Genomic DNA, 19,947 nt, shown 5'->3' on the forward strand with positions numbered 1-19,947 from the left:
AACAAATGTCTACCTTACGTCCCGCTATACTGTTACTGATTTTGCTAACCCTGATTACAGGGGGGTTGTACCCGCTAATGACAACACTGCTTGCCCAGTGGTGGTTCCCGGCACAAGCCAATGGCTCGTTGATTATTGATACTAATGTAGTGCGCGGCTCAAGCCTGATTGGGCAAAACTTTACCGAGGCGAAGTATTTACAAGGCCGCCCTTCTGCTACGGCAGAAACCCCATATAATCCAATGGCCTCAGGCGGTAGCAATCTGGCTGGTAGCAATCCGGAATTGGATAAAGCGATCACCGAACGTGTGGCGGCGTTACGCGCGGCGAATCCGCAGGCGAACCCTGCCGTTCCTGTCGAACTGGTTACCGCCTCTGCCAGCGGCCTGGACGGGCAGATTTCGCCACAGGCAGCGGATTGGCAAATCCCGCGTATAGCGGCGGCTCGCAATCTGCCGGTTGAACAAATCCAACGGCTGATAGCCGAAAGCACCACGCAACCGCTGGTGAGTTTTATAGGCAAACCGGTCGTCAATGTGTTGCTGGTTAATCAGGCGCTGGATGCACTTCAGGCTCCATAAAAAAACTGTCGGATGACGCTGCGCTTATCCGACCTACCCGGCCAGAAATGGTTTTGTAGAGTAGATAAGCGCAGCGTCATCTACCAAAAATGCCAGGGATTATTTGTTATGACAGAGGAACCACTGCGCCCCAATCCAGATAAGTTGCTGGAGCAGGTCAATCGCCCTACTCGTGGGAAGCTGAAAATCTTTTTCGGCGCCTGCGCGGGCGTGGGGAAAACCTATGCCATGCTCCAGGAAGCTCAGCGCCTGCGAGCACAAGGGCTCAGTATTCTGATTGGCGTGGTGGAAACTCACGGGCGTAAAGAGACGGCTGCATTGCTTGACGGGCTGGATCTGCTGCCCGCCAGGCGCACACACCATCGTGGACGCTGGGTTCATGAGTTCGACCTCGACGCAGCCCTGGCGCGTAACCCGGCGCTGATTTTGATGGACGAACTGGCGCACAGCAATGCGCCTGGCTCTCGTCACCCTAAGCGTTGGCAGGATGTAGAAGAGTTGCTCGACGCCGGTATTGATGTGTTCACCACCGTCAATGTGCAGCATCTTGAAAGCCTCAACGATATTGTCGGTGGCGTGACGGGTATTCAGGTACGAGAAACAGTACCAGACCCTATTTTTGATGCCGCAGATGAGATTGTACTGGTCGACTTGCCACCCGATGATTTACGCCAGCGCCTGCATGAAGGCAAAGTTTATATCGCAGGCCAGGCCGAGCGCGCCATTGAACACTTCTTCCGTAAAGGGAATTTGATTGCACTGCGCGAACTGGCGCTGCGCCGCACCGCCGATCGCGTTGACGACCAAATGCGGGCATGGCGCGATAATCAGGGAGAAGAGAAAGTCTGGCACACGCGTGATGCCATTTTGTTGTGTATCGGCCACAGTTCTGGCAATGAGAAGCTGGTTCGTACCGCCGCACGCCTGGCAGCAAAACTAGGTAGCATCTGGCATGCTGTGTATGTCGAAACACCACAGCTTCACCGTTTACCTGAACATCAACGTCGCGCTATTTTAGCTTCGCTTCGCCTCGCTCAAGAGTTGGGAGCAGAGACCACCACACTTGCCGATCCGGCAGAAGATAAAGCGATTTTGCGTTACGCGCGCGAGCACAATCTCGGCAAGATTATTATCGGCAGACGCACCACACGCCGCTTCTGGAGCCGGGAATCCTTTGCCGACCGTTTAGCCCGCCGTGCCCCGGATCTCGATTTAGTGATCGTCGCCCTCGACGATAAACCCACGTCAGCTTCGCCATCTGCCCATGACACGCGCAGCTTTGCGGACAAATGGCGCGTGCAGTTGCGCGGCTGCGGGGTAGCGATTGCTCTGTGTGCCATCACAACGTTTATTGCCAATCAGTGGCTGATGAACTTCGATGCCGCCAACCTGGTAATGCTCTATTTGCTGGGTGTCGTTATCGTCGCATTATTCTACGGGCGCTGGCCTTCGGTGCTGGCAACTGTGATTAGCGTTCTTAGTTTTGATCTCTTTTTTATTGCTCCACATGGCACGCTGGCGGTTTCTGATATTCAGTACCTGCTAACATTCGCCGTGATGTTAACGGTCGGCCTCGTTATCGGTAATCTCACCGCGGGTGTGCGCTACCAGGCGCGAATTGCCCGTTATCGCGAACAGCGCACTCGTCATCTTTATGAGATGTCGAAAGCTCTCGCAGCAGAACGCACTCCGCAAGCTATTGCAGCCACCAGCGAGCTGTTTATCAATAACAGTTTCAACGCCCGCGCACAGTTGTTGCTGCCCAACGAAAATGGCGAATTAGAGCGGGTGAATGCAAGGGGCGAACCACAAAACTGGGACGAAGCGATTGCGCGCTGGAGCTTTGATAAAGGCCAGCCGGCCGGTGCCGGGACAGATACGCTGCCCGGTGTGCCGTATCAAATTCTGCCGCTAAAAACGTCGCAAAGAACGCTCGGGTTGTTAATTGTTGAACCCAGTAATTTGCGCCAGTTGATGATCCCCGAGCAACAACGTCTGCTGGAAACTTTTACGCTACTTGCGGCTACCGCACTGGATCGCTTATTGCTGACAGCAAGTGAAGAGCAAGCCAGGCTTTCCAGCGAACGCGAGCAAGTACGCAATTCGTTACTCGCAGCACTTTCACACGACTTGCGCACGCCACTGACGGTGCTGTTTGGTCAGGCAGAAATTCTGACGTTAGATCTGGCCTCTGAAGGTTCGAAACACGCTCCACAAGCCAACGATATTCGCCAGCACGTCCTTAACACCACGCGCCTGGTGAACAACTTACTGGATATGGCGCGTATTCAGTCCGGCGGGTTTAATCTGCGCAAAGAGTGGTTAACGCTCGAAGAAGTGGTGGGCAGCGCACTGAAAATGCTGGAACCGGGTTTGGGCGGACGGCATATAGCGCTGGATTTACCTGATCCACTGATGCTGATTCATGTCGATGGCCCACTGTTTGAACGTGTGCTGATAAACTTGCTGGAAAATGCGGCGAAATACGCAGGCTTCCAGGCAAACATAGGCATCCGCGCGCAAGCATTGGCTGATAAACTCGATCTTGAAGTCTGGGATAGTGGCCCTGGCATTCCGGCTGGGCAAGAGCAGAAGATTTTTGATAAATTTTCCCGGGGCAACAAAGAGTCAGCCATCCCTGGTGTCGGATTGGGTCTGGCAATTTGCCGGGCGATTGTCGAAGTTCACGATGGGAAAATTGTTGCAGCCAACCGACCAGAAGGCGGAGCCAGTTTCCATGTTATTTTACCTCTGCCCCCACAACCTGAGCTGGCTGAAATGAACGAGGTTATGTGATATCAGTTCTGATTATTGAAGATGAAAAAGAGATCCGTCGTTTTCTGCGCACCGCGCTGGAAGCCGAATCGCTGCGCGTACATGAAGCAGAGACATTGCAACGCGGTTTGCTGGAAGCCGCCACGCGCAAACCCGATTTAGTCATTCTCGATCTCGGTTTGCCCGATGGTGACGGTATTGATTTTATCCGCGATTTTCGCCAATGGAGCCAGACGCCGATTGTGGTGCTTTCAGCTCGAAGCGACGAACAAGTGAAGATTGATGCCCTGGATGCCGGCGCCGATGACTATCTCAGCAAACCGTTTGGTATTGGTGAGCTGCAAGCGAGACTGCGAGTCGTCTTACGTCGCCATGCAAGCCTTGCGCAGCCCGATCCGGTTTATCAGTTTTCAAATATCAGCGTTGATCTCGCGAACCGCCGCATTACCCGAGAAGGCACGGAAATCCATCTCACACCGATCGAATTTCGCCTGCTTGCCACCCTTATCAATAACCATGGAAAAGTTCTGACTCAGCGTCAGTTGTTAAACCAGGTCTGGGGACCAAACGCTGTGGAGCACAGCCATTATTTGCGGATTTATATGGGCCATTTACGCCAGAAGCTGGAAAACGACCCGGCACGCCCGACGCATTTGCTGACCGAAACGGGGATTGGGTATCGGTTTATGTTGTAGCTTCGGCAAACAAAAAAGGCGCCTTGCGGCACCTTTTTCAATTCTACGAATTACTTCGCGTTTTTCAGCACTTCGCTGACAATTTCTACCGCTTCTTTCTCAATTTGCAGGCGATGTTCCGCACCTAAGAAACTTTCACAGTAAATTTTGTACGCATCTTCCGTACCGGAAGGACGGGCTGCAAACCAACCGTTTTCGGTCATCACTTTCAGGCCGCCGATTGATGCGCCATTACCTGGAGCTGCCGTTAAGCGTGCGGTGATAGGATCTCCCGCCAGAGTACTTGCGCTAACCATTTCCGGGGAAAGTTTAGAAAGTGCCGCTTTCTGCGCAGAGGTAGCAGAGGCTTGTAGACGGTTGTAGCTTGGCGCGCCGAAGCGAGCAGCCAGTTCATCATAATGTTGTTGCGGGTTTTTACCGGTCACTGCGGTAATTTCTGCCGCCAGCAGGCACATGATGATACCGTCTTTATCAGTCGACCACGGTGTACCGTCAAAGCGCAAGAATGAAGCCCCAGCACTTTCCTCGCCGCCAAAGCCGAAGCTTCCATCAAACAAACCATCGACAAACCATTTGAAACCAACCGGTACTTCTACCAGTTTACGGCCCAAATCGTTCACAACGCGGTCAATCATCGCAGAAGAAACCAGTGTTTTACCCACGGCCACATCTTTGCCCCACTGCGGGCGATGCTGGAACAGATAGTTAATCGCAACAGCAAGATAATGATTTGGGTTCATCAGGCCAGCAGGCGTGACGATACCATGGCGGTCGTAATCCGGGTCATTGGCAAATGCCAGGTCGAATTTATCACGCAGTGCCAACAAACCAGCCATTGCACACTCGGATGAACAATCCATACGGATTGCGCCATCTTTATCAAGGTGCATAAAGCGGAAAGTTTGATCGACATGATCGTTAACAATCGTCAAATCAAGATTGTAGTGCTTCGCGATGCGCTGCCAGTATTCGATGCCAGAGCCACCGAGCGGATCAACACCCAGTTTTAGGCCTGCTTTCTGGATGGCGGCCATATCAACGATATCCACCAGCCCTTCAATAAACGGCTGCACCAAATCTTGCTCTTGCACGTGGCCGCTTGCCCAAGCTTGATCAAGAGAAATGCGTTTTACGTCTTTCAGACCCGCAGCCAGCAAGGCATTAGCGCGATCTTCAACAACTTTTGTGACATTAGTATCAGCCGGGCCACCGTTTGGTGGATTGTATTTGATACCGCCGTCATCAGGCGGGTTGTGCGAAGGGGTAATAACGATGCCGTCTGCCTGTGCACCGCCATTTTTGTTATGCGTCAGAATGGCGTGAGAAATGGCCGGCGTTGGCGTGTAGCCGTTCGCCTGCTGCACAATGACATCCACACCGTTCGCAGCCAGCACTTCCAGGACGGAGATAAACGCAGGTTCAGACAGCGCGTGGGTATCTTTACCCACGTAGCACGGCCCGGTAATGCCATTTTTTGCACGATCTTCTGCAATCGCCTGAGCAATTGCCAGAATGTGAGGCTCGTTGAAGTTGTGACGTGCCGCACTACCACGGTGACCGGATGTACCGAACTTCACCGCGTGTTCGCTATTCCCCACTTCAGGCTTCAGTACATAATACTGGGCCGTCAATTGGGCTACGTTAATCAAATCGCTCTGTTGTGCCGGTTGTCCTGCACGAGGGTGGTTAGCCATTGGCCTTTCCTTCTGACGCGAGGTGTTAAATTGTGCCGCAAACCTTTTCAATCAATTCCGCCGGGAACTGCATTGATTGCATGATGTGTTCGATCATGCTGCATTTACGACCAGTATTGGTGTTAGTTATAACCCAGTATGGCGTTCCTGGAACATGCTTAGGCTTGGTCTGGTTTCCATTTTGCAGCAACGTCTGTTCATTACCTGCAAAATAGACACGTGTACGACCATGCAACGATTCAGTCGCTTCACCAAAAGCTTGAGCATCAAGTGTATAAAGAGTTGAAAGCACCATCATAAAACGGTTAACCGCTTTCTTTTGCTCCGCATATTCATCGGACAGCAGTAATTCACGAACCGCACGAACGCGATCGCGTGCTTTATTTACGGGTTTGGCTTCCGGAGCAGGTGTAGCAGCCGTTGCCGCCGTCTGACCGGTAGTTGCTGTTGTAGCTGGAGTTTGGCCGGCGGTAAATTTCAACATGCGCCGTAAAATATCGGACGCGCTTTCACCAATGTGCTGCGTGTGGCTGGCAATATAGCGATAGAGCTCGTCATCAACTTCAATTGTTTTCATCTTAATCCAGTGCGATATCTTTTCTGAATGCAAGTAATTGGGATTATAAGGACAAATCCCAACCTCGGGTAGCGCCAGGCTTTTGTCACACCACAAAGTCAGACTAAACTGGAAATTTGCGGCACTAAGGCTGAATGCCGTTATGATACCCTAACCACACGAAGTAAAAAAAAAGAACTTTGCCATGAAATTGAATGCTCGCCTGCAAACTGCACAACAATCGACTAGTAATTCCCCCATCGTCCTTATTCACGGTCTTTTTGGTAGCCTTGATAACCTGGGCGTGCTGGCCCGTGACCTTGGGCAGGATCATACGTTGCTGCAAATCGATCTTCGCAACCACGGTTTATCACCACGAAGCGCTGAGATGAACTACCCAGCAATGGCGCAGGATGTGGTCGAAACGCTCGATGAATTTGGCTTTGAGAAAGCGATTATTATTGGCCATTCAATGGGCGGCAAAGTGGCGATGGCACTGACTGCCATTGCCCCTGAACGTATTGATAAATTAGTGCTGATTGATATCGCGCCAGTGGATTATCAGGTTCGTCGCCATGATGAGATTTTCGCAGCGATTAATGCGGTTAGCGCATCTGATGTTAAAACTCGCCAGCAGGCCGCGACCGTGATGCGCGAGCATCTTGATGAAGAAGGTGTCATTCAGTTCTTACTGAAATCCTTTGCCGATGGCGAATGGAAATTCAATGTGCCGGTGCTGTGGGAGCAATATGAGCATATTGTCGGCTGGGAAAACATTCCCGCATGGAACGAACCGGCGCTATTTATTCGCGGCGGCGCATCTCCTTATGTTGATGAATCACATCGTAGCCAACTGCTTTCCCAGTTTCCTCAGGCACGTGCTCATGTGGTTGCCGGTGCCGGACACTGGGTTCACGCAGAAAAACCTGATGCTGTTTTGCGCGCAATCCATCGTTTTATCGACACAACAACGACAAACTGATTAAAAACAAACCGACTGGCCGCAAGATGTGGCTAACGCGTTGGCGCGCAAGCCATGCTGATGTATGATTGCGCGCTAAAATGCGCCAGAGCACCCCGCTCCGTGCCACCTGAATTCCCTGTCAGTAGTCTAATCATGGCAAAAGAACAAACGGACCGTACTACATTAGATCTGTTCGCGGACGAGCGTCGCCCGGGGCGACCAAAAACCAATCCGCTAACGCGTGATGAGCAATTGCGTATCAATAAACGCAACCAACTCAAGCGCGATAAAGTACGCGGCCTGAAGCGAGTGGAGCTAAAGCTCAATAACGATGCGGTAGATGCTCTCAATCAGTTGGCTGAAGCGCGCAATATCAGTCGTAGTGAATTGATTGAAGAGATGCTGCTCGAACAACTGAAGCAACATCTCAGTTAGTTTTAATGCTGCTTCCCTGTTAGATTTTGCAGACTGTGCACTACGGGGTCATAGCAGTTTCCGCACTGTGATGTGTTCTGCTATGATTGCCCTATCTGTGGCTAAATAGCAGCCACCATACCATTAAGTATCAAGAGGTTATTTTACTCATGGCAATCGTAGGCATTTTTTTCGGCAGCGACACCGGTAACACCGAAAATATCGCGAAAATGATTCAAAAACAGCTCGGTAAGGATGTTGCTGAGGTGCATGACATTGCTAAGAGCAGCAAAGAAGACCTGGAAGGCTTCGACATTCTGCTTCTCGGCATTCCAACGTGGTACTACGGCGAAGCGCAGTGCGACTGGGATGATTTCTTCCCAACTCTGGAAGAAGTTGATTTCAATGGCAAACTGGTTGCCCTGTTCGGCTGTGGTGACCAGGAAGACTATGCAGAATACTTCTGTGACGCATTAGGTACTATCCGTGACATCATTGAGCCGCGTGGTGCAGCTATCGTCGGTCACTGGCCAACGGCGGGTTATCATTTCGAAGCGTCTAAAGGTCTTGCAGACGACGACCACTTTGTTGGGCTGGCAATTGACGAAGACCGTCAACCTGAACTTACTGCTGAACGTGTTCAGAAGTGGGTTAAACAAGTTTCTGAAGAACTAAACCTGGCTGATATCATCAACGCCTGATTCCAGATGCGGCACAACTATTAGGTTGCGCCGCATTGATAGTTATTTCCGATTAAAATAATTGCTACAAATTTTTAACTTTCCAGTTTGTCCCTGTACAATGAACTCCTGACAAAATAGCTAACAAGGCAATCAAATCGCGACTCAACCGCCATTTCTTAGCTTGATTATGCATAATACTTGCGGTTCCCATTTAGAAGTGGCAGTTCTATAATGAGACGCATTCATCTTAACGCTCACCCTGAGTCCGAGCGAATCGTTAAGCAACAGGACAATTTCCGCATGACTGACAATAATACCGCATTAAAGAAGGCCGGCCTGAAAGTCACGCTTCCGCGATTAAAAATCCTTGAAGTGTTGCAGGGGCCGGTGAACCATCACGTCAGTGCGGAAGACTTATATAAACGTCTGATTGATATGGGCGAAGAGATTGGTCTCGCCACAGTTTATCGTGTATTAAACCAGTTTGATGATGCAGGCATTGTGACTCGTCATAACTTCGAAGGCGGCAAATCCGTATTCGAACTGACGCAACAGCATCACCATGACCACCTGATTTGCCTGGACTGCGGCAAAGTTATTGAATTCAGTGATGATTCAATCGAAGCCCGCCAGCGCGAAATCGCATCACGTCATGGTATTCGTCTGACTAACCACAGCCTGTACCTGTACGGTCATTGCGCTGAAGGTGATTGCCGTACCGACGAAAACGCGCACGAAATCAGCGAAAAGTAATCTGCATAGCCTGACATCCCTGACCCGGATGTCACCTATAAAAAAACCGGTGAGACAATTCACCGGTTTTTTTATTGCTCAAATACGGTAACTATTTGTTGTTTGCGCGGATTTCCTGCCAGATTTTATCGCATTTAGCTTTAACAGCCTGGTCATTACCCGTTTGTGTTGCCTGAATGCAGTTCTGGTAATCCAGTGTGCGAACGGTTTCTTTCTTCGCAAACTCTTGATGCTCTTTTTCCTGACCCAGTACATTCAGCACGCTTTGGCAGGCCTGGATTTTATCAGGGTTACCTTCTGCAGTGTTAATGCAGGCACTATATGCTTGTTTCAGCTTTGAATCTTCCGGAGCAGTTTTAGGTTGTTGCTGTGCACATGCACTCAAACCTAACGCCATCACCACAGTCAGAATGATTTTTTTCATGCTTGATATCCTTAAAAAAACCGGGCGTTTTCACGCCCGGATTCGAATCAGAAGATGGTGAACGGTGCGATGACGATGAATTTCACGTCGCGCTCATCCTGGAAGATGTTGCCGTAACCACCGCCCCAGCTTGGGATGTCTGAATGGTTGTCATACTGAGTGAAGTGCAGTTTGAACAGAGTACCTTTCGCACGGCCATCCTGAACGGTATACAATGCATCAAGGCTGTAGGCAGATTCTTTCAGGCGATTATCAGCATCGTAGTAACCGTCAGTGGTTGGTTTAGAGCTTGGTTTTGCATCCCATGCGTACACATAAGAAGCACCCACTGCCCAACCTGCCAGATTCCAGTTGCTCAGGTCATACATCGCGCCAGCAAATACTGCTTTTTCACCGTTGGCGTTGAAGTCAGAGCGGTTATCCCACCACACATCAAGACGACCGTTTGAAGATGCATAAGTTGGGGTCATACGCTGCAGGAAGTAACCTTGTTGGCCATCGGCTTTAACAATAGTTCCTTCAAGACGCAAATCAACCTGGCCCACGCGGTATCCGAGAGTCAGAGCTTGTAACCATGCTGTGCCGTCGTACAGATCGTTAACGCTGCCATCAGAAACTTTGTCACGCGTGCCGTAGAACTGGTAGCTGGTTGTTAACGGGCTGCCGGCGATATCAAATTTGTAGCTTGCTTTGGTGAAGTACTGATCAACGTAGCCTTCAGCCTGCCCAAATGCCGCTTCGAGAATGAAATCATTTTTGAAGTCATACTTCGCGCCAAGAGAGTGTAAATATTCAACTTTGGTGTTTTTGTCGTTCTGATAGAACTTGTCCATTTCCAGGTGCCATGGAGCTTTGTACTCGTTGGTCCACATGTAGGAGAAGCTCAACGCACCAGAATCGCCGTAGTCAAAGTTTGCACCGGCTTCAGCACCCTGATAAGTACCAGGCATGAAGCTCCAGTGCGGTGCGAGCAAGGTTTGCCCGGTTGGCTGAATGTAACCGCCACGCGCCCAAACTGGACCGTATTTAAATTTAGCTGCTGCTTTATAGAGGCTAATACCGCTTTTATCACCTGAATAATCTTCGTCGTAAGCTTTGTTTACAGAGGAAAATGCGATTTCGTTCGGGTGACCGCTGTCGCCGTTTTCTGCCATTTCGATAGCAGTAAAGGCCGCGATATCGAGACCGAACATGTCAGCGGCGAAACCAGACTGGAAGTCCAGGTTGGCGTTCCAGGTAGAGTGCGCAAGGTTAGTTTCATATTTGTCAGTCGTAACATCTTTACGGTCACGCTCACGTTGCCAGTAATAAACACCACCGGTCAGAGTCGAGTCATCAATAAAACCTGCGGCACTTGCCTGAGGGATGACTACCAGTCCTGAAAGAGCCGTGACACCTGCAATTGCAAGCGCCAGTGCACTACGTTTGCCACTAAACGTACGCATATATTATTCCTCTTTGACGTATCAATAATCGCCGGACGTTAAAAGACGCCTTATGGCGAAAAAAAGTAAAAATGCCTAACGGCTAAAGCGGTTATGAATATTTGCCCGCATTACTGCTGCCCTTAAGACTATTTTTCGCGACGCGAATTATCAATGACTTTGTAAGAGTTCATTCCGATATTATGACAGAGAGCACATAATTTATGAGTATTTGTAACAAACAACGACACTAGGATTTTATCTTGATAATTAAGTTTTATAAAATACAAAGCTCTATATGAGAGCGCTCACATTATAAAAAGAAGAGTTTTTAATGTTCCGAGGTTGACCATAAAAAGTAGACAGTAAGAAGTGTAAATAACATTAATTCGCAACGCGAATGTGAAGATATTTTTAAGCAAATGATTATAAAGCGAAAAAAAACGCCGCAATTTGCGGCGTTTTTGTCAGATATTGACTTAGGGAAAAGGAACTACTCGCCCATTTTCGCCCAGGTATCACGCAAGCCAACGGTACGGTTAAATACCAGTTTGTCAGCAGTTGCATAACGGCTATCCAGGCAGAAATAACCTTCGCGCTCGAACTGGTACGCTTTGCCTTTTTCGGCATTTTGCAGACTTGGCTCAACGAAACCTTGCTTGATCACCAGAGATTCCGGGTTAATCGTCGCCAGGAAGTCTTCCGCAGCGCCCGGGTTGGCAACGCTGAACAGACGGTCGTAAAGGCGAATTTCAACCGGCAGTGCATGCTCTGCGCTTACCCAGTGGATAACGCCTTTCACTTTGCGGCCATCAGCCGGGTCTTTGCTTAATGTGTCCGGATCGTAGGAGCAGTGCAGCACGGTGATGTTCCCTGCTTCATCTTTCTCAACGCGATCGGCTTTAATCACATATGCATTGCGCAGGCGCACTTCTTTGCCCAGCACCAGACGCTTGTACTGTTTGTTGGCTTCTTCACGGAAGTCAGCACGATCGATGTAGATCTCACGGCTAAACGGTACCTGGCGGCTGCCCATTTCAGGCTTATTCGGATGATTAGGCATAGTCACCATTTCAACTTCACCTTGCGGGAAGTTTTCGATGATCACTTTCACCGGATCGAGAACAGCCATCGCGCGCGGTGCGTTCTCGTTCAGGTCATCACGGATACAAGATTCCAGAGACGCCATTTCAACGGTATTGTCTTGCTTAGTCACACCAATACGCTTACAGAACTCACGAATTGAAGCGGCCGTATAACCACGGCGACGCAGACCAGAAATAGTCGGCATACGTGGGTCATCCCAACCTTCTACAACCTTCTCTGTCACCAGCAGGTTCAGCTTGCGCTTAGACATGATGGAGTATTCAAGATTCAGGCGAGAAAACTCGTACTGACGCGGATGCGCAGGAATAGTGATGTTATCCAACACCCAATCGTACAGACGACGGTTGTCCTGGAACTCCAGCGTACACAGAGAGTGCGTAATGCCTTCTAACGCATCGGAAATGCAGTGGGTGAAGTCGTACATCGGGTAGATGCACCACTTGTTGCCGGTCTGGTGGTGCTCGGCAAATTTAATACGATAAATAACCGGATCACGCATTACGATGAACGGTGATGCCATGTCAATTTTCGCACGCAGGCACGCAGTCCCTTCTGCAAACTCGCCGTTACGCATCTTCTCGAACAGCGCAAGGTTCTCTTCAACCGTACGGTCGCGATATGGGCTGTTTTTCCCAGGCGAGGTCAATGAGCCGCGATATTCACGGATCTGCTCTGGAGTCAGTTCATCAACATACGCCAGACCTTTATTGATAAGTTCAACGGCATAGTTAAACAACTGATCAAAATAGTCGGAAGAGTAACGCACGTTGCCTGACCAATGAAAACCAAGCCATTCAACGTCGTGCTTAATGGAATCTACGAATTCGATGTCTTCTTTTGCTGGATTGGTGTCATCGAAACGCAGGTTGCATTGCCCTTGATAATCTTGCGCGATACCAAAGTTCAGGCAGATGGATTTTGCATGACCGATATGCAGATAACCATTTGGCTCTGGTGGAAAACGGGTGCAAATACTGTCGTGCTTACCATTGGCCAAATCTTCATCAATAATCTGGCGAATAAAGTTAGTTGGGCGGACTTCTGCCTCACTCATCGCGGGTTCCTCTATGCAAAAACTTTAGTTATCCGCACATGATCTTATAAGCAAGCGTCGGAAACAACCTTTAGTTGCATAAATAAGGATATCGGGGAGGAGTGACAGATGGGTATAAAAAAGCGGCTGGAGAAAAAACTCTCCAGCCGCTAAAGGCACAATCTATGACTCAGGAGCGATTATTTGCCTTTAATTTCGTACAGAGGTGTTTGCCCTGCAACAACAGAACCTTGCGCCTGGAGTACCAGACCGCTGTAGTCGTCGATGTTGCTACAAACTACTGGACTAATCATGGAGCGGGCGTTCGCATTCAGGAAATCAAGATCCATTTCCAGAATCGGCTGGCCTGCGACCACTTCAGCACCCTCTTCTACCAGACGAGTAAAGCCCTGGCCGTTCAATGCAACAGTATCAATGCCCATATGGACAACGATCTCAGCACCTTTCTCGGTTTCCAGACAGAACGCATGGTTGGTATTAAAGATTTTTACGATAGTACCGGCAGCTGGCGCGACAACTGTTTTTCCAGTTGGCTTAACAGCAACACCATCACCAACTGCTTTGCTGGCGAAGGCTTCATCAGGAACCTGATCCAGCGCAACCACGTCACCTGTTACTGGTGAAACCAGAGCTGCAATGGTTACAGCATTTGGAACTGCTTGTGGTTTTGCAGCAGCCACAGGTGCCGCAGCCGCCGCACTCACAGGAGCTGCAGCAACTTCACCGACAGTTTTCATGGAGTTAGCAATTTTCTCAGCGACAAAGCCGACAATGATTTGCACACTTGTTTTGTTCAGACGGATAACACCGGTCGCACCCAGACGTTTCGCCAACGCTTCATTAACCAATGAAGAGTCTTTCACGTTCAGACGCAGACGAGTGATACATGCATCGATGCCAGTCAGGTTTGCAGAACCCCCTACCGCTGCGATGTACTGACGAGCCAGCTCAGACACATCTTGAGAAGCGCTAGCGCTAACATTGACGTCCTGACCATCAGTCTCATCCCCTGCAACTGCCAGTTCACGACCCGGAGTCAACAGATTGAATTTGGTGATAGTGAAACGGAACACGACGTAGTAAATAGCGAAGAACACGATGCCCTGTGGAATCAGCATGTACCAATGTGTTGCCAGTGGGTTACGGGAAGAAAGCACCATATCCACCAGACCCGCACTGAAGCCGAAACCAGCAATCCAATGCATGCTTGCTGCGATAAATACAGAGATACCGGTCAGCACTGCGTGAATCAGATACAGAACTGGAGCCACGAACATGAAGGAGAATTCCAACGGTTCGGTGATACCAGTAAAGAAGGCAGCAAACGCACCCGCCATCATGATACCCAATACTTTGGCTTTATTTTCAGGACGCGCGCAGTGGTAGATTGCCAATGCAGCACCTGGAAGACCAAACATCATGATTGGGAAGAAGCCAGCCTGATAACGGCCAGTAATACCAACGATACCAGTACCTTCAGCGATAGATTTAGCACCGCCAAGGAATTTAGGAATATCGTTAATACCTGCAACGTCAAACCAGAACACGGAGTTCAGAGCATGGTGCAGACCAACTGGAATCAGCAGACGGTTGAAGAACGCATATACACCTGCGCCAATTGAACCCATTTTCTGGATGTGCTCACCAAAGTTCACCAGGCCGCTGAAAACGATTGGCCAGATGAACATCATGATGAAGGCAACTGCAATCATCACAAAGGAGGTAAGAATTGGAACCAGGCGACGACCGCTGAAGAAGGACAACGCTTTCGGCAACTCAACGCTGCTGAAACGGTTGTACAACTCTGCGGAGATAATACCCACCATGATGCCCACAAATTGGTTTTCAATTTTAGTGAACGCCAATGGAACCTGATCCAACGGAATGTGTTTGATCATGGAAACAGCGGCTGGCGAACAGAGAGTCGTCAAAACCAGGAAACCGACAAAACCGGTTAGTGCAGCAGCACCATCTTTATCTTTGGACATACCGTAAGCCACACCAATGGCAAACAGCACTCCCATGTGGTCAATGATTGCAGCACCAGATTTGATGAACAACGCAGCTAATGCGCTATCACCACCCCAGCTAACCGGGTCAATCCAGTAACCAACACCCATTAAAATGGCTGCGGCTGGTAGCGTGGCTACCGGCACCATCAGCGCACGGCCAACCTTTTGCATATAACCTAGAATACTCACGTTAATTCCCCCTATGAGACCCCGTTAAGGCTCGTTCAAAGCAGTTTTATTATTGTGTAACAAACCTTGAAAGCATGACGAAGATTCGCCAACTTTCAGAGTGTGTGAAAAATTAATTCGTATCGCAAATTAAACACCCTTTTTTTGTGATTAAAATCACCAAATATTGTTATTCCACTCCCCTTCGGCTAGCTATCGACTAAAACTTATTTTATCATCCGAAAAATCAAGGCAGATTGATCCCGTAATAACCGGTTCGAAACTGGTTTACCCTTAGAGGGTTCGGACAATCAATCTGGCTAAAGCTATTTTCTATTAACTTATGAGGTGAATGATGAGACTGATTCCCCTGGCTACTCCAGCGCAAGTTGGCAAATGGGCAGCACGCCATATCGTTAAGCGTATCAATGCGTTTAACCCGACAGCAGATCGTCCTTTCGTACTGGGCCTGCCAACCGGCGGTACTCCTCTTGAAGCGTACAAAGCGCTGGTAGAGATGCATAAAGCGGGCCAGGTTAGCTTTAAAAACGTCGTCACCTTCAATATGGATGAATACGTTGGCCTGCCAAAAGAGCATCCAGAAAGCTATCATACGTTTATGCACCGTAATTTCTTTGATCATGTTGATATTCCAGCGGAAAATATCAACCTGCTGAATGGCAATGCTGATGATGTTGACGCAGAGTGCCGTCGTTATGAAGAAAAAATTCGTTCATACGGTAAAATTCACCTGTTTATGGGTGGCGTGGGCAACGATGGTCACATCGCGTTCAACGAACCTGCTTCTTCTCTGGCTTCGCGTACTCGTATCAAAACGCTGACTCATGACACCCGTGTTGCAAACTCTCGTTTCTTTGATGGCGACGTGACTCAGGTTCCAAAATTTGCACTGACTGTGGGCGTGGGCACTCTGCTTGATGCTGAAGAAGTGATGATTTTGGTAATTGGTCATCTGAAAGCGCAAGCTCTGCAAGCTGCTGTCGAAGGCAACGTCAATCACATGTGGACTATTAGCTGCCTGCAACTTCACCCTAAAGCAGTGGTTGTGTGTGATGAGCCATCTACCATGGAACTCAAAGTGAAGACGCTCAAATACTTCAATGAGCTCGAAGCAGAAAACATCAAAGGTCTTTAAATATTTACTTATACCTTAAATAATTCGAGTTGCAGCCAACGTCGCTGCAGCTTGAAGTATGACGGGTATAACCGGGGGTAACTATGTTTGCATTAACTCACGGTCGGATTTATACCGGCCATGAAATTCTTGATGATCACGCGGTTGTTATCGCGAACGGCCTGATTGAACGCGTTTGCCCGCGCTCAGATCTCCCTGCGGGTATTGAGACTCGCGATGTGGGTGGTGCAATCATCGCCCCCGGTTTTATTGATGTGCAACTTAACGGTTGTGGCGGCGTTCAGTTCAACGATTCCGCAGATGCGGTTACCGTTGAAACTCTGGAAATCATGCAGAAAGCCAACGAGCGTTCTGGCTGCACCAGCTACTTACCGACGCTTATCACCAGCAGCGATGAGCTGATGAAGCAAGGCGTGAAAGTGATGCGCGAATACCTGGCGAAGTATCAGCACCAGGCACTCGGTCTGCACCTTGAAGGCCCATGGTTAAACATGGTGAAAAAAGGAACGCACAATCCAAGCTTCGTGCGTAAACCTGATGCAGAACTGGTTGATTTCCTGTGCCAAAACGCAGATGTCATCACTAAAGTCACTTTGGCTCCAGAGATGGTCGCACCAGAAGTGATTAGCAAACTGGTTGCTTCCGGCATTATCGTTTCAGCCGGGCACTCCAATGCCACTGTAAAAGAAGCCAAAGTCGGCTTTCGTGCAGGCATCACCTTTGCAACCCACCTTTTCAATGCAATGCCATATATTACGGGTCGCGAACCGGGTCTTGCTGGGGCAATTTTTGATGAACCAGATGTTTACTGCGGTATCATTGCCGATGGTTTGCATGTGGACTATGCCAATATTCGTACTGCGAAAAAGGTCAAAGGCGATAAGCTGTGCCTGGTGACTGATGCAACGGCTCCTGCTGGCGCAAATATCGATGAATTCATTTTCGCAGGAAAAACAATATACTACCGTGACGGTTTATGCGTAGATGAGAACGGTACGCTGAGCGGCTCAGCCCTGACGATGATTGAAGGGGTGTGCAACCTGGTTGAGCATGCTGGCATCGCATTAGACGAAGTGTTGCGTATGGCCACTCTTTACCCTGCCCGTGCAATGGGTGTTGAGCAGCAATTAGGTACTATTGAAGCAGGAAAAGTCGCCAACCTGACGACCTTTACCCGCGATTTTAAAATAACCAAGACCTTTGTTAATGGTAACGAGGTCGTAACTGAGTAATTAAGGCATGACGACTGGCGGACAGGCTCAAATTGGTAATGTCGATCTGGTAAAACAACTGAATAGCGCGGCGGTATATCGCCTGATTGACCAACATGGGCCAATCTCTCGCATTCAGATTGCCGAACAGAGCCAGCTAGCACCTGCCAGCGTCACGAAAATTACTCGCCAGTTAATTGAGCGCGGACTGATCAAAGAAGTTGATCAACAGGCTTCCACCGGGGGCCGCCGCGCTATCTCAATTATCACTGAAACCCGCAATTTCCATGCTATTGGCGTGCGTCTTGGCCGCCACGATGCAACCATCACGTTATTTGACCTCAGCGCTAAACCGATCGCCGAAGAGCACTACTCTCTTCCTGAACGAACTCAGGAAACGCTAGAGCACGCCCTGCTAAATGCCATTGCCCAATTTATCGAGCTCAATACACGTAAAATGCGTGAGTTGATTGCGATTTCGGTAATCCTGCCGGGTCTGGTCGATCCTGAAAGCGGTGTGATTCGTTACATGCCTCACATCCAGGTCAATAACTGGTCGTTAGTCGATAGCCTGGAAAAACAGTTCAAAGTGACCTGTTATGTTGGCCACGATATCCGTAGCCTGGCGCTTGCAGAGCACTATTTTGGTGCAACACATGACTGCGATGACTCCATTTTGGTGCGTGTGCATCGGGGGACAGGTGCCGGTATTTTGTCTAACGGGCGTATTTTTATTGGTCGCAACGGCAACGTTGGTGAGATTGGCCACATTCAGGTTGATCCATTAGGCGAGCGCTGCCACTGCGGAAACTTTGGTTGCCTGGAAACTATTGCGGCCAATGCTGCGATTGAACACCGCGTACGCCATTTACTTGAGCAAGGTTATAACAGCCGCCTGACACTTGAAGATTGCGATATTACCGCGATTTGTAAAGCTGCGAACAAAGGCGATCCGCTGGCCTGCGAAGTGATTGAACATGTAGGTCGCCACTTAGGTAAAGCCATTTCCATCGCAATTAACCTGTTTAACCCGCAAAAAGTGGTCATTGCCGGGGAAATCATTGAAGCTGAAAAAGTGCTTCTTCCCGCTATCGAAGCCTGCATTAATACTCAGGTATTGAAAGCATTCCGTAAGAACCTGCCCGTTGTGCGCTCAAAACTTGATGACCGTTCAGCCATTGGTGCCTTTGCTTTGGTAAAACGCTCGATGCTAAATGGCGTTCTGCTTCAACGTTTGCTGGAAAGTTAGTAGCCCAGACACTGGCCTTTTTACGCTATAGTTACGCCTTCCTTTCAGGTGAGCCCGAGTAGTCGATGACCATTCAGAATGTAATTTGTGATATTGACGGCGTGCTGATGCACGACAACGTCGCCGTACCAGGCGCTAATGAATTCTTAGCGCGCATCATGGAAAAGGGTATGCCGCTGGTCCTGTTGACCAATTACCCGTCTCAAACCGGCCAGGATCTGGCAAACCGTTTTGCTTCGGCAGGCATTGATGTTCCTGATAGCGTCTTTTACACCTCAGCGATGGCAACCGCGGATTTCCTGCGCCGTCAGGAAGGGAAAAAAGCGTACGTTGTCGGTGAAGGTGCGTTGATTCATGAACTGTATAAAGCAGGCTTTACTATCACCGATATCAATCCTGACTTTGTCATCGTCGGTGAAACCCGCTCTTATAACTGGGAAATGATGCACAAGGCCGCCTACTTCGTCGCAAACGGTGCGCGCTTTATCGCAACTAACCCTGATACACATGGCCGTGGTTACTATCCAGCCTGTGGTGCGCTTTGCGCAGGTATCGAGAAAATTTCGGGCCGCAAACCATTCTGTGTTGGAAAACCAAGCCCATGGATTATTCGCGCAGCGCTTAACAAGATGCAGGCACATTCTGAGCACACGGTGATTGTCGGCGATAACCTACGAACCGATATTCTTGCCGGTTTCCAGGCAGGTTTAGAAACAATTCTCGTGCTGTCAGGTGTTTCGACACTGAATGATATCGATGCCATGCCATTCCGCCCTTCGTGGATTTATCCCTCTGTGGCTGAAGTAGACATTATCTAATTCATGATTCGCCCGGTATTGCCGGGCGTTTTATCGATTCAACAATCATTTTCTATTTCACTAAATGCCCGCCTGACAATTCCACCAATAATTGCTGATCCGTTAATTATTCTGCTTATTTCATCATCATTTTTCAGTAATCAACAATCACCATTGAACTATTTATCCCTCTAGGACTAAAGGACTTGCATTCACGTCAATGATTGCGC

General features: G+C 49.3%; 17 protein-coding genes. 11 read left to right on the plus strand and 6 right to left on the minus strand.

The features are described 5' to 3' along the window. Positions 1–5 precede the first annotated feature (5 nt). The 3 genes from kdpC to kdpE all read left to right on the plus strand — a co-directional run bounded on the left by kdpC (position 6) and on the right by kdpE (position 4,051). A complete protein-coding gene (kdpC, locus tag IX31_RS07140) occupies positions 6–581 on the plus strand; it encodes a potassium-transporting ATPase subunit KdpC (RefSeq protein WP_034456668.1) in 576 nt (191 codons plus the stop codon). A gap of 108 nt (positions 582–689) precedes the next feature. Continuing rightward, positions 690–3,377 carry a two-component system sensor histidine kinase KdpD gene (gene kdpD / locus IX31_RS07145; RefSeq protein WP_034456669.1) on the plus strand — a complete coding sequence of 896 codons (2,688 nt, stop codon included), beginning with the start codon at positions 690–692 and terminating at the stop codon, positions 3,375–3,377. Beyond that, positions 3,374–4,051, plus strand: coding sequence for a two-component system response regulator KdpE (gene kdpE / locus IX31_RS07150; RefSeq protein ID WP_034456670.1), 678 nt, complete (start codon positions 3,374–3,376; stop codon positions 4,049–4,051). Before kdpD ends, kdpE begins: the two co-directional genes overlap by 4 nt. A 50-nt stretch (positions 4,052–4,101) precedes the next feature. Here kdpE and pgm read toward each other — a convergent pair whose 3' ends face one another. Beyond that, complete coding sequence (pgm, locus tag IX31_RS07155) at positions 4,102–5,745, minus strand: phosphoglucomutase (alpha-D-glucose-1,6-bisphosphate-dependent) (RefSeq protein WP_034456671.1); 1,644 nt, start codon at positions 5,743–5,745, stop codon at positions 4,102–4,104. Between the two features lie 25 nt (positions 5,746–5,770). Continuing rightward, on the minus strand, positions 5,771–6,322 hold the full coding sequence (seqA, locus tag IX31_RS07160; protein ID WP_034456672.1) for a replication initiation negative regulator SeqA: 552 nt from the start codon (positions 6,320–6,322) through the stop codon (positions 5,771–5,773). A gap of 184 nt (positions 6,323–6,506) precedes the next feature. Between seqA and ybfF the strand changes: the two genes are divergently transcribed. The 4 genes from ybfF (at position 6,507) to fur (ending at position 9,115) form a co-directional block, all read left to right on the plus strand. Beyond that, on the plus strand, positions 6,507–7,283 hold the full coding sequence (gene ybfF / locus IX31_RS07165; protein WP_034456673.1) for an esterase: 777 nt from the start codon (positions 6,507–6,509) through the stop codon (positions 7,281–7,283). Between the two features lie 135 nt (positions 7,284–7,418). Continuing rightward, positions 7,419–7,700 carry a LexA regulated protein gene (ybfE, locus tag IX31_RS07170; RefSeq protein ID WP_034456674.1) on the plus strand — a complete coding sequence of 94 codons (282 nt, stop codon included), beginning with the start codon at positions 7,419–7,421 and terminating at the stop codon, positions 7,698–7,700. A 149-nt stretch (positions 7,701–7,849) separates the two neighbouring features. Further along, entirely contained in the window at positions 7,850–8,380 is a 531-nt protein-coding gene (gene fldA / locus IX31_RS07175; RefSeq protein WP_034456675.1) for a flavodoxin FldA, read from the plus strand. Positions 8,381–8,662: 282 nt separating this feature from the next. Further along, positions 8,663–9,115, plus strand: a complete 453-nt coding sequence (gene fur / locus IX31_RS07180; protein WP_034456677.1) for a ferric iron uptake transcriptional regulator — start codon at positions 8,663–8,665, stop codon at positions 9,113–9,115. A gap of 91 nt (positions 9,116–9,206) precedes the next feature. On the opposite strand, the gene chiQ is transcribed toward fur, so the two are convergent. The 4 genes from chiQ to nagE form a co-directional block, all read right to left on the minus strand. Further along, positions 9,207–9,539 (minus strand): ChiQ/YbfN family lipoprotein, encoded by a 333-nt coding sequence (gene chiQ / locus IX31_RS07185; RefSeq protein ID WP_034456678.1) that lies wholly within the window; start codon positions 9,537–9,539, stop codon positions 9,207–9,209. Between the two features lie 47 nt (positions 9,540–9,586). Continuing rightward, positions 9,587–10,984, minus strand: coding sequence for a chitoporin ChiP (chiP, locus tag IX31_RS07190; protein WP_034456679.1), 1,398 nt, complete (start codon positions 10,982–10,984; stop codon positions 9,587–9,589). Between the two features lie 472 nt (positions 10,985–11,456). Beyond that, positions 11,457–13,124, minus strand: a complete 1,668-nt coding sequence (gene glnS, locus IX31_RS07195) for a glutamine--tRNA ligase (protein WP_034456681.1) — start codon at positions 13,122–13,124, stop codon at positions 11,457–11,459. Positions 13,125–13,303: 179 nt separating this feature from the next. Beyond that, positions 13,304–15,325 (minus strand): N-acetylglucosamine-specific PTS transporter subunit IIBC, encoded by a 2,022-nt coding sequence (nagE, locus tag IX31_RS07200; protein WP_034456682.1) that lies wholly within the window; start codon positions 15,323–15,325, stop codon positions 13,304–13,306. A 334-nt stretch (positions 15,326–15,659) separates the two neighbouring features. On the opposite strand from nagE, the gene nagB reads away from it, so the two are divergent. The 4 genes from nagB to IX31_RS07220 all read left to right on the plus strand — a co-directional run bounded on the left by nagB (position 15,660) and on the right by IX31_RS07220 (position 19,738). After that, positions 15,660–16,460: a glucosamine-6-phosphate deaminase gene (gene nagB, locus IX31_RS07205; RefSeq protein WP_034456684.1), complete on the plus strand. Its 801-nt coding sequence runs from the start codon at positions 15,660–15,662 to the stop codon at positions 16,458–16,460. An 83-nt stretch (positions 16,461–16,543) separates the two neighbouring features. Then, positions 16,544–17,692: an N-acetylglucosamine-6-phosphate deacetylase gene (gene nagA, locus IX31_RS07210; protein WP_034456686.1), complete on the plus strand. Its 1,149-nt coding sequence runs from the start codon at positions 16,544–16,546 to the stop codon at positions 17,690–17,692. A gap of 7 nt (positions 17,693–17,699) precedes the next feature. Continuing rightward, positions 17,700–18,920, plus strand: coding sequence for a DNA-binding transcriptional regulator NagC (gene nagC, locus IX31_RS07215; protein ID WP_034456688.1), 1,221 nt, complete (start codon positions 17,700–17,702; stop codon positions 18,918–18,920). Between the two features lie 65 nt (positions 18,921–18,985). Continuing rightward, positions 18,986–19,738: an HAD-IIA family hydrolase gene (locus IX31_RS07220; protein WP_034456689.1), complete on the plus strand. Its 753-nt coding sequence runs from the start codon at positions 18,986–18,988 to the stop codon at positions 19,736–19,738. Positions 19,739–19,947 lie beyond the last annotated feature (209 nt).

The organism is Buttiauxella noackiae, from assembly GCF_000737905.1.
GTDB classification, from domain to species: domain Bacteria; phylum Pseudomonadota; class Gammaproteobacteria; order Enterobacterales; family Enterobacteriaceae; genus Buttiauxella; species Buttiauxella noackiae.

Excerpts from the sequence above, each read along its gene's own strand:
- pgm (WP_034456671.1), bottom strand. The coding sequence starts at position 5,745 with ATGGCTAACCACCCTCGTGCAGGACAACCGGCACAACAGAGCGATTTG.
- fldA (WP_034456675.1), top strand. The coding sequence starts at position 7,850 with ATGGCAATCGTAGGCATTTTTTTCGGCAGCGACACCGGTAACACCGAA.
- chiQ (WP_034456678.1), bottom strand. The coding sequence starts at position 9,539 with ATGAAAAAAATCATTCTGACTGTGGTGATGGCGTTAGGTTTGAGTGCA.
- nagB (WP_034456684.1), top strand. The coding sequence starts at position 15,660 with ATGAGACTGATTCCCCTGGCTACTCCAGCGCAAGTTGGCAAATGGGCA.
- kdpD (WP_034456669.1), top strand. The coding sequence starts at position 690 with ATGACAGAGGAACCACTGCGCCCCAATCCAGATAAGTTGCTGGAGCAG.
- nagA (WP_034456686.1), top strand. The coding sequence starts at position 16,544 with ATGTTTGCATTAACTCACGGTCGGATTTATACCGGCCATGAAATTCTT.
- kdpC (WP_034456668.1), top strand. The coding sequence starts at position 6 with ATGTCTACCTTACGTCCCGCTATACTGTTACTGATTTTGCTAACCCTG.
- nagC (WP_034456688.1), top strand. The coding sequence starts at position 17,700 with ATGACGACTGGCGGACAGGCTCAAATTGGTAATGTCGATCTGGTAAAA.
- fur (WP_034456677.1), top strand. The coding sequence starts at position 8,663 with ATGACTGACAATAATACCGCATTAAAGAAGGCCGGCCTGAAAGTCACG.
- IX31_RS07220 (WP_034456689.1), top strand. The coding sequence starts at position 18,986 with ATGACCATTCAGAATGTAATTTGTGATATTGACGGCGTGCTGATGCAC.
- seqA (WP_034456672.1), bottom strand. The coding sequence starts at position 6,322 with ATGAAAACAATTGAAGTTGATGACGAGCTCTATCGCTATATTGCCAGC.
- glnS (WP_034456681.1), bottom strand. The coding sequence starts at position 13,124 with ATGAGTGAGGCAGAAGTCCGCCCAACTAACTTTATTCGCCAGATTATT.
- ybfE (WP_034456674.1), top strand. The coding sequence starts at position 7,419 with ATGGCAAAAGAACAAACGGACCGTACTACATTAGATCTGTTCGCGGAC.
- chiP (WP_034456679.1), bottom strand. The coding sequence starts at position 10,984 with ATGCGTACGTTTAGTGGCAAACGTAGTGCACTGGCGCTTGCAATTGCA.
- ybfF (WP_034456673.1), top strand. The coding sequence starts at position 6,507 with ATGAAATTGAATGCTCGCCTGCAAACTGCACAACAATCGACTAGTAAT.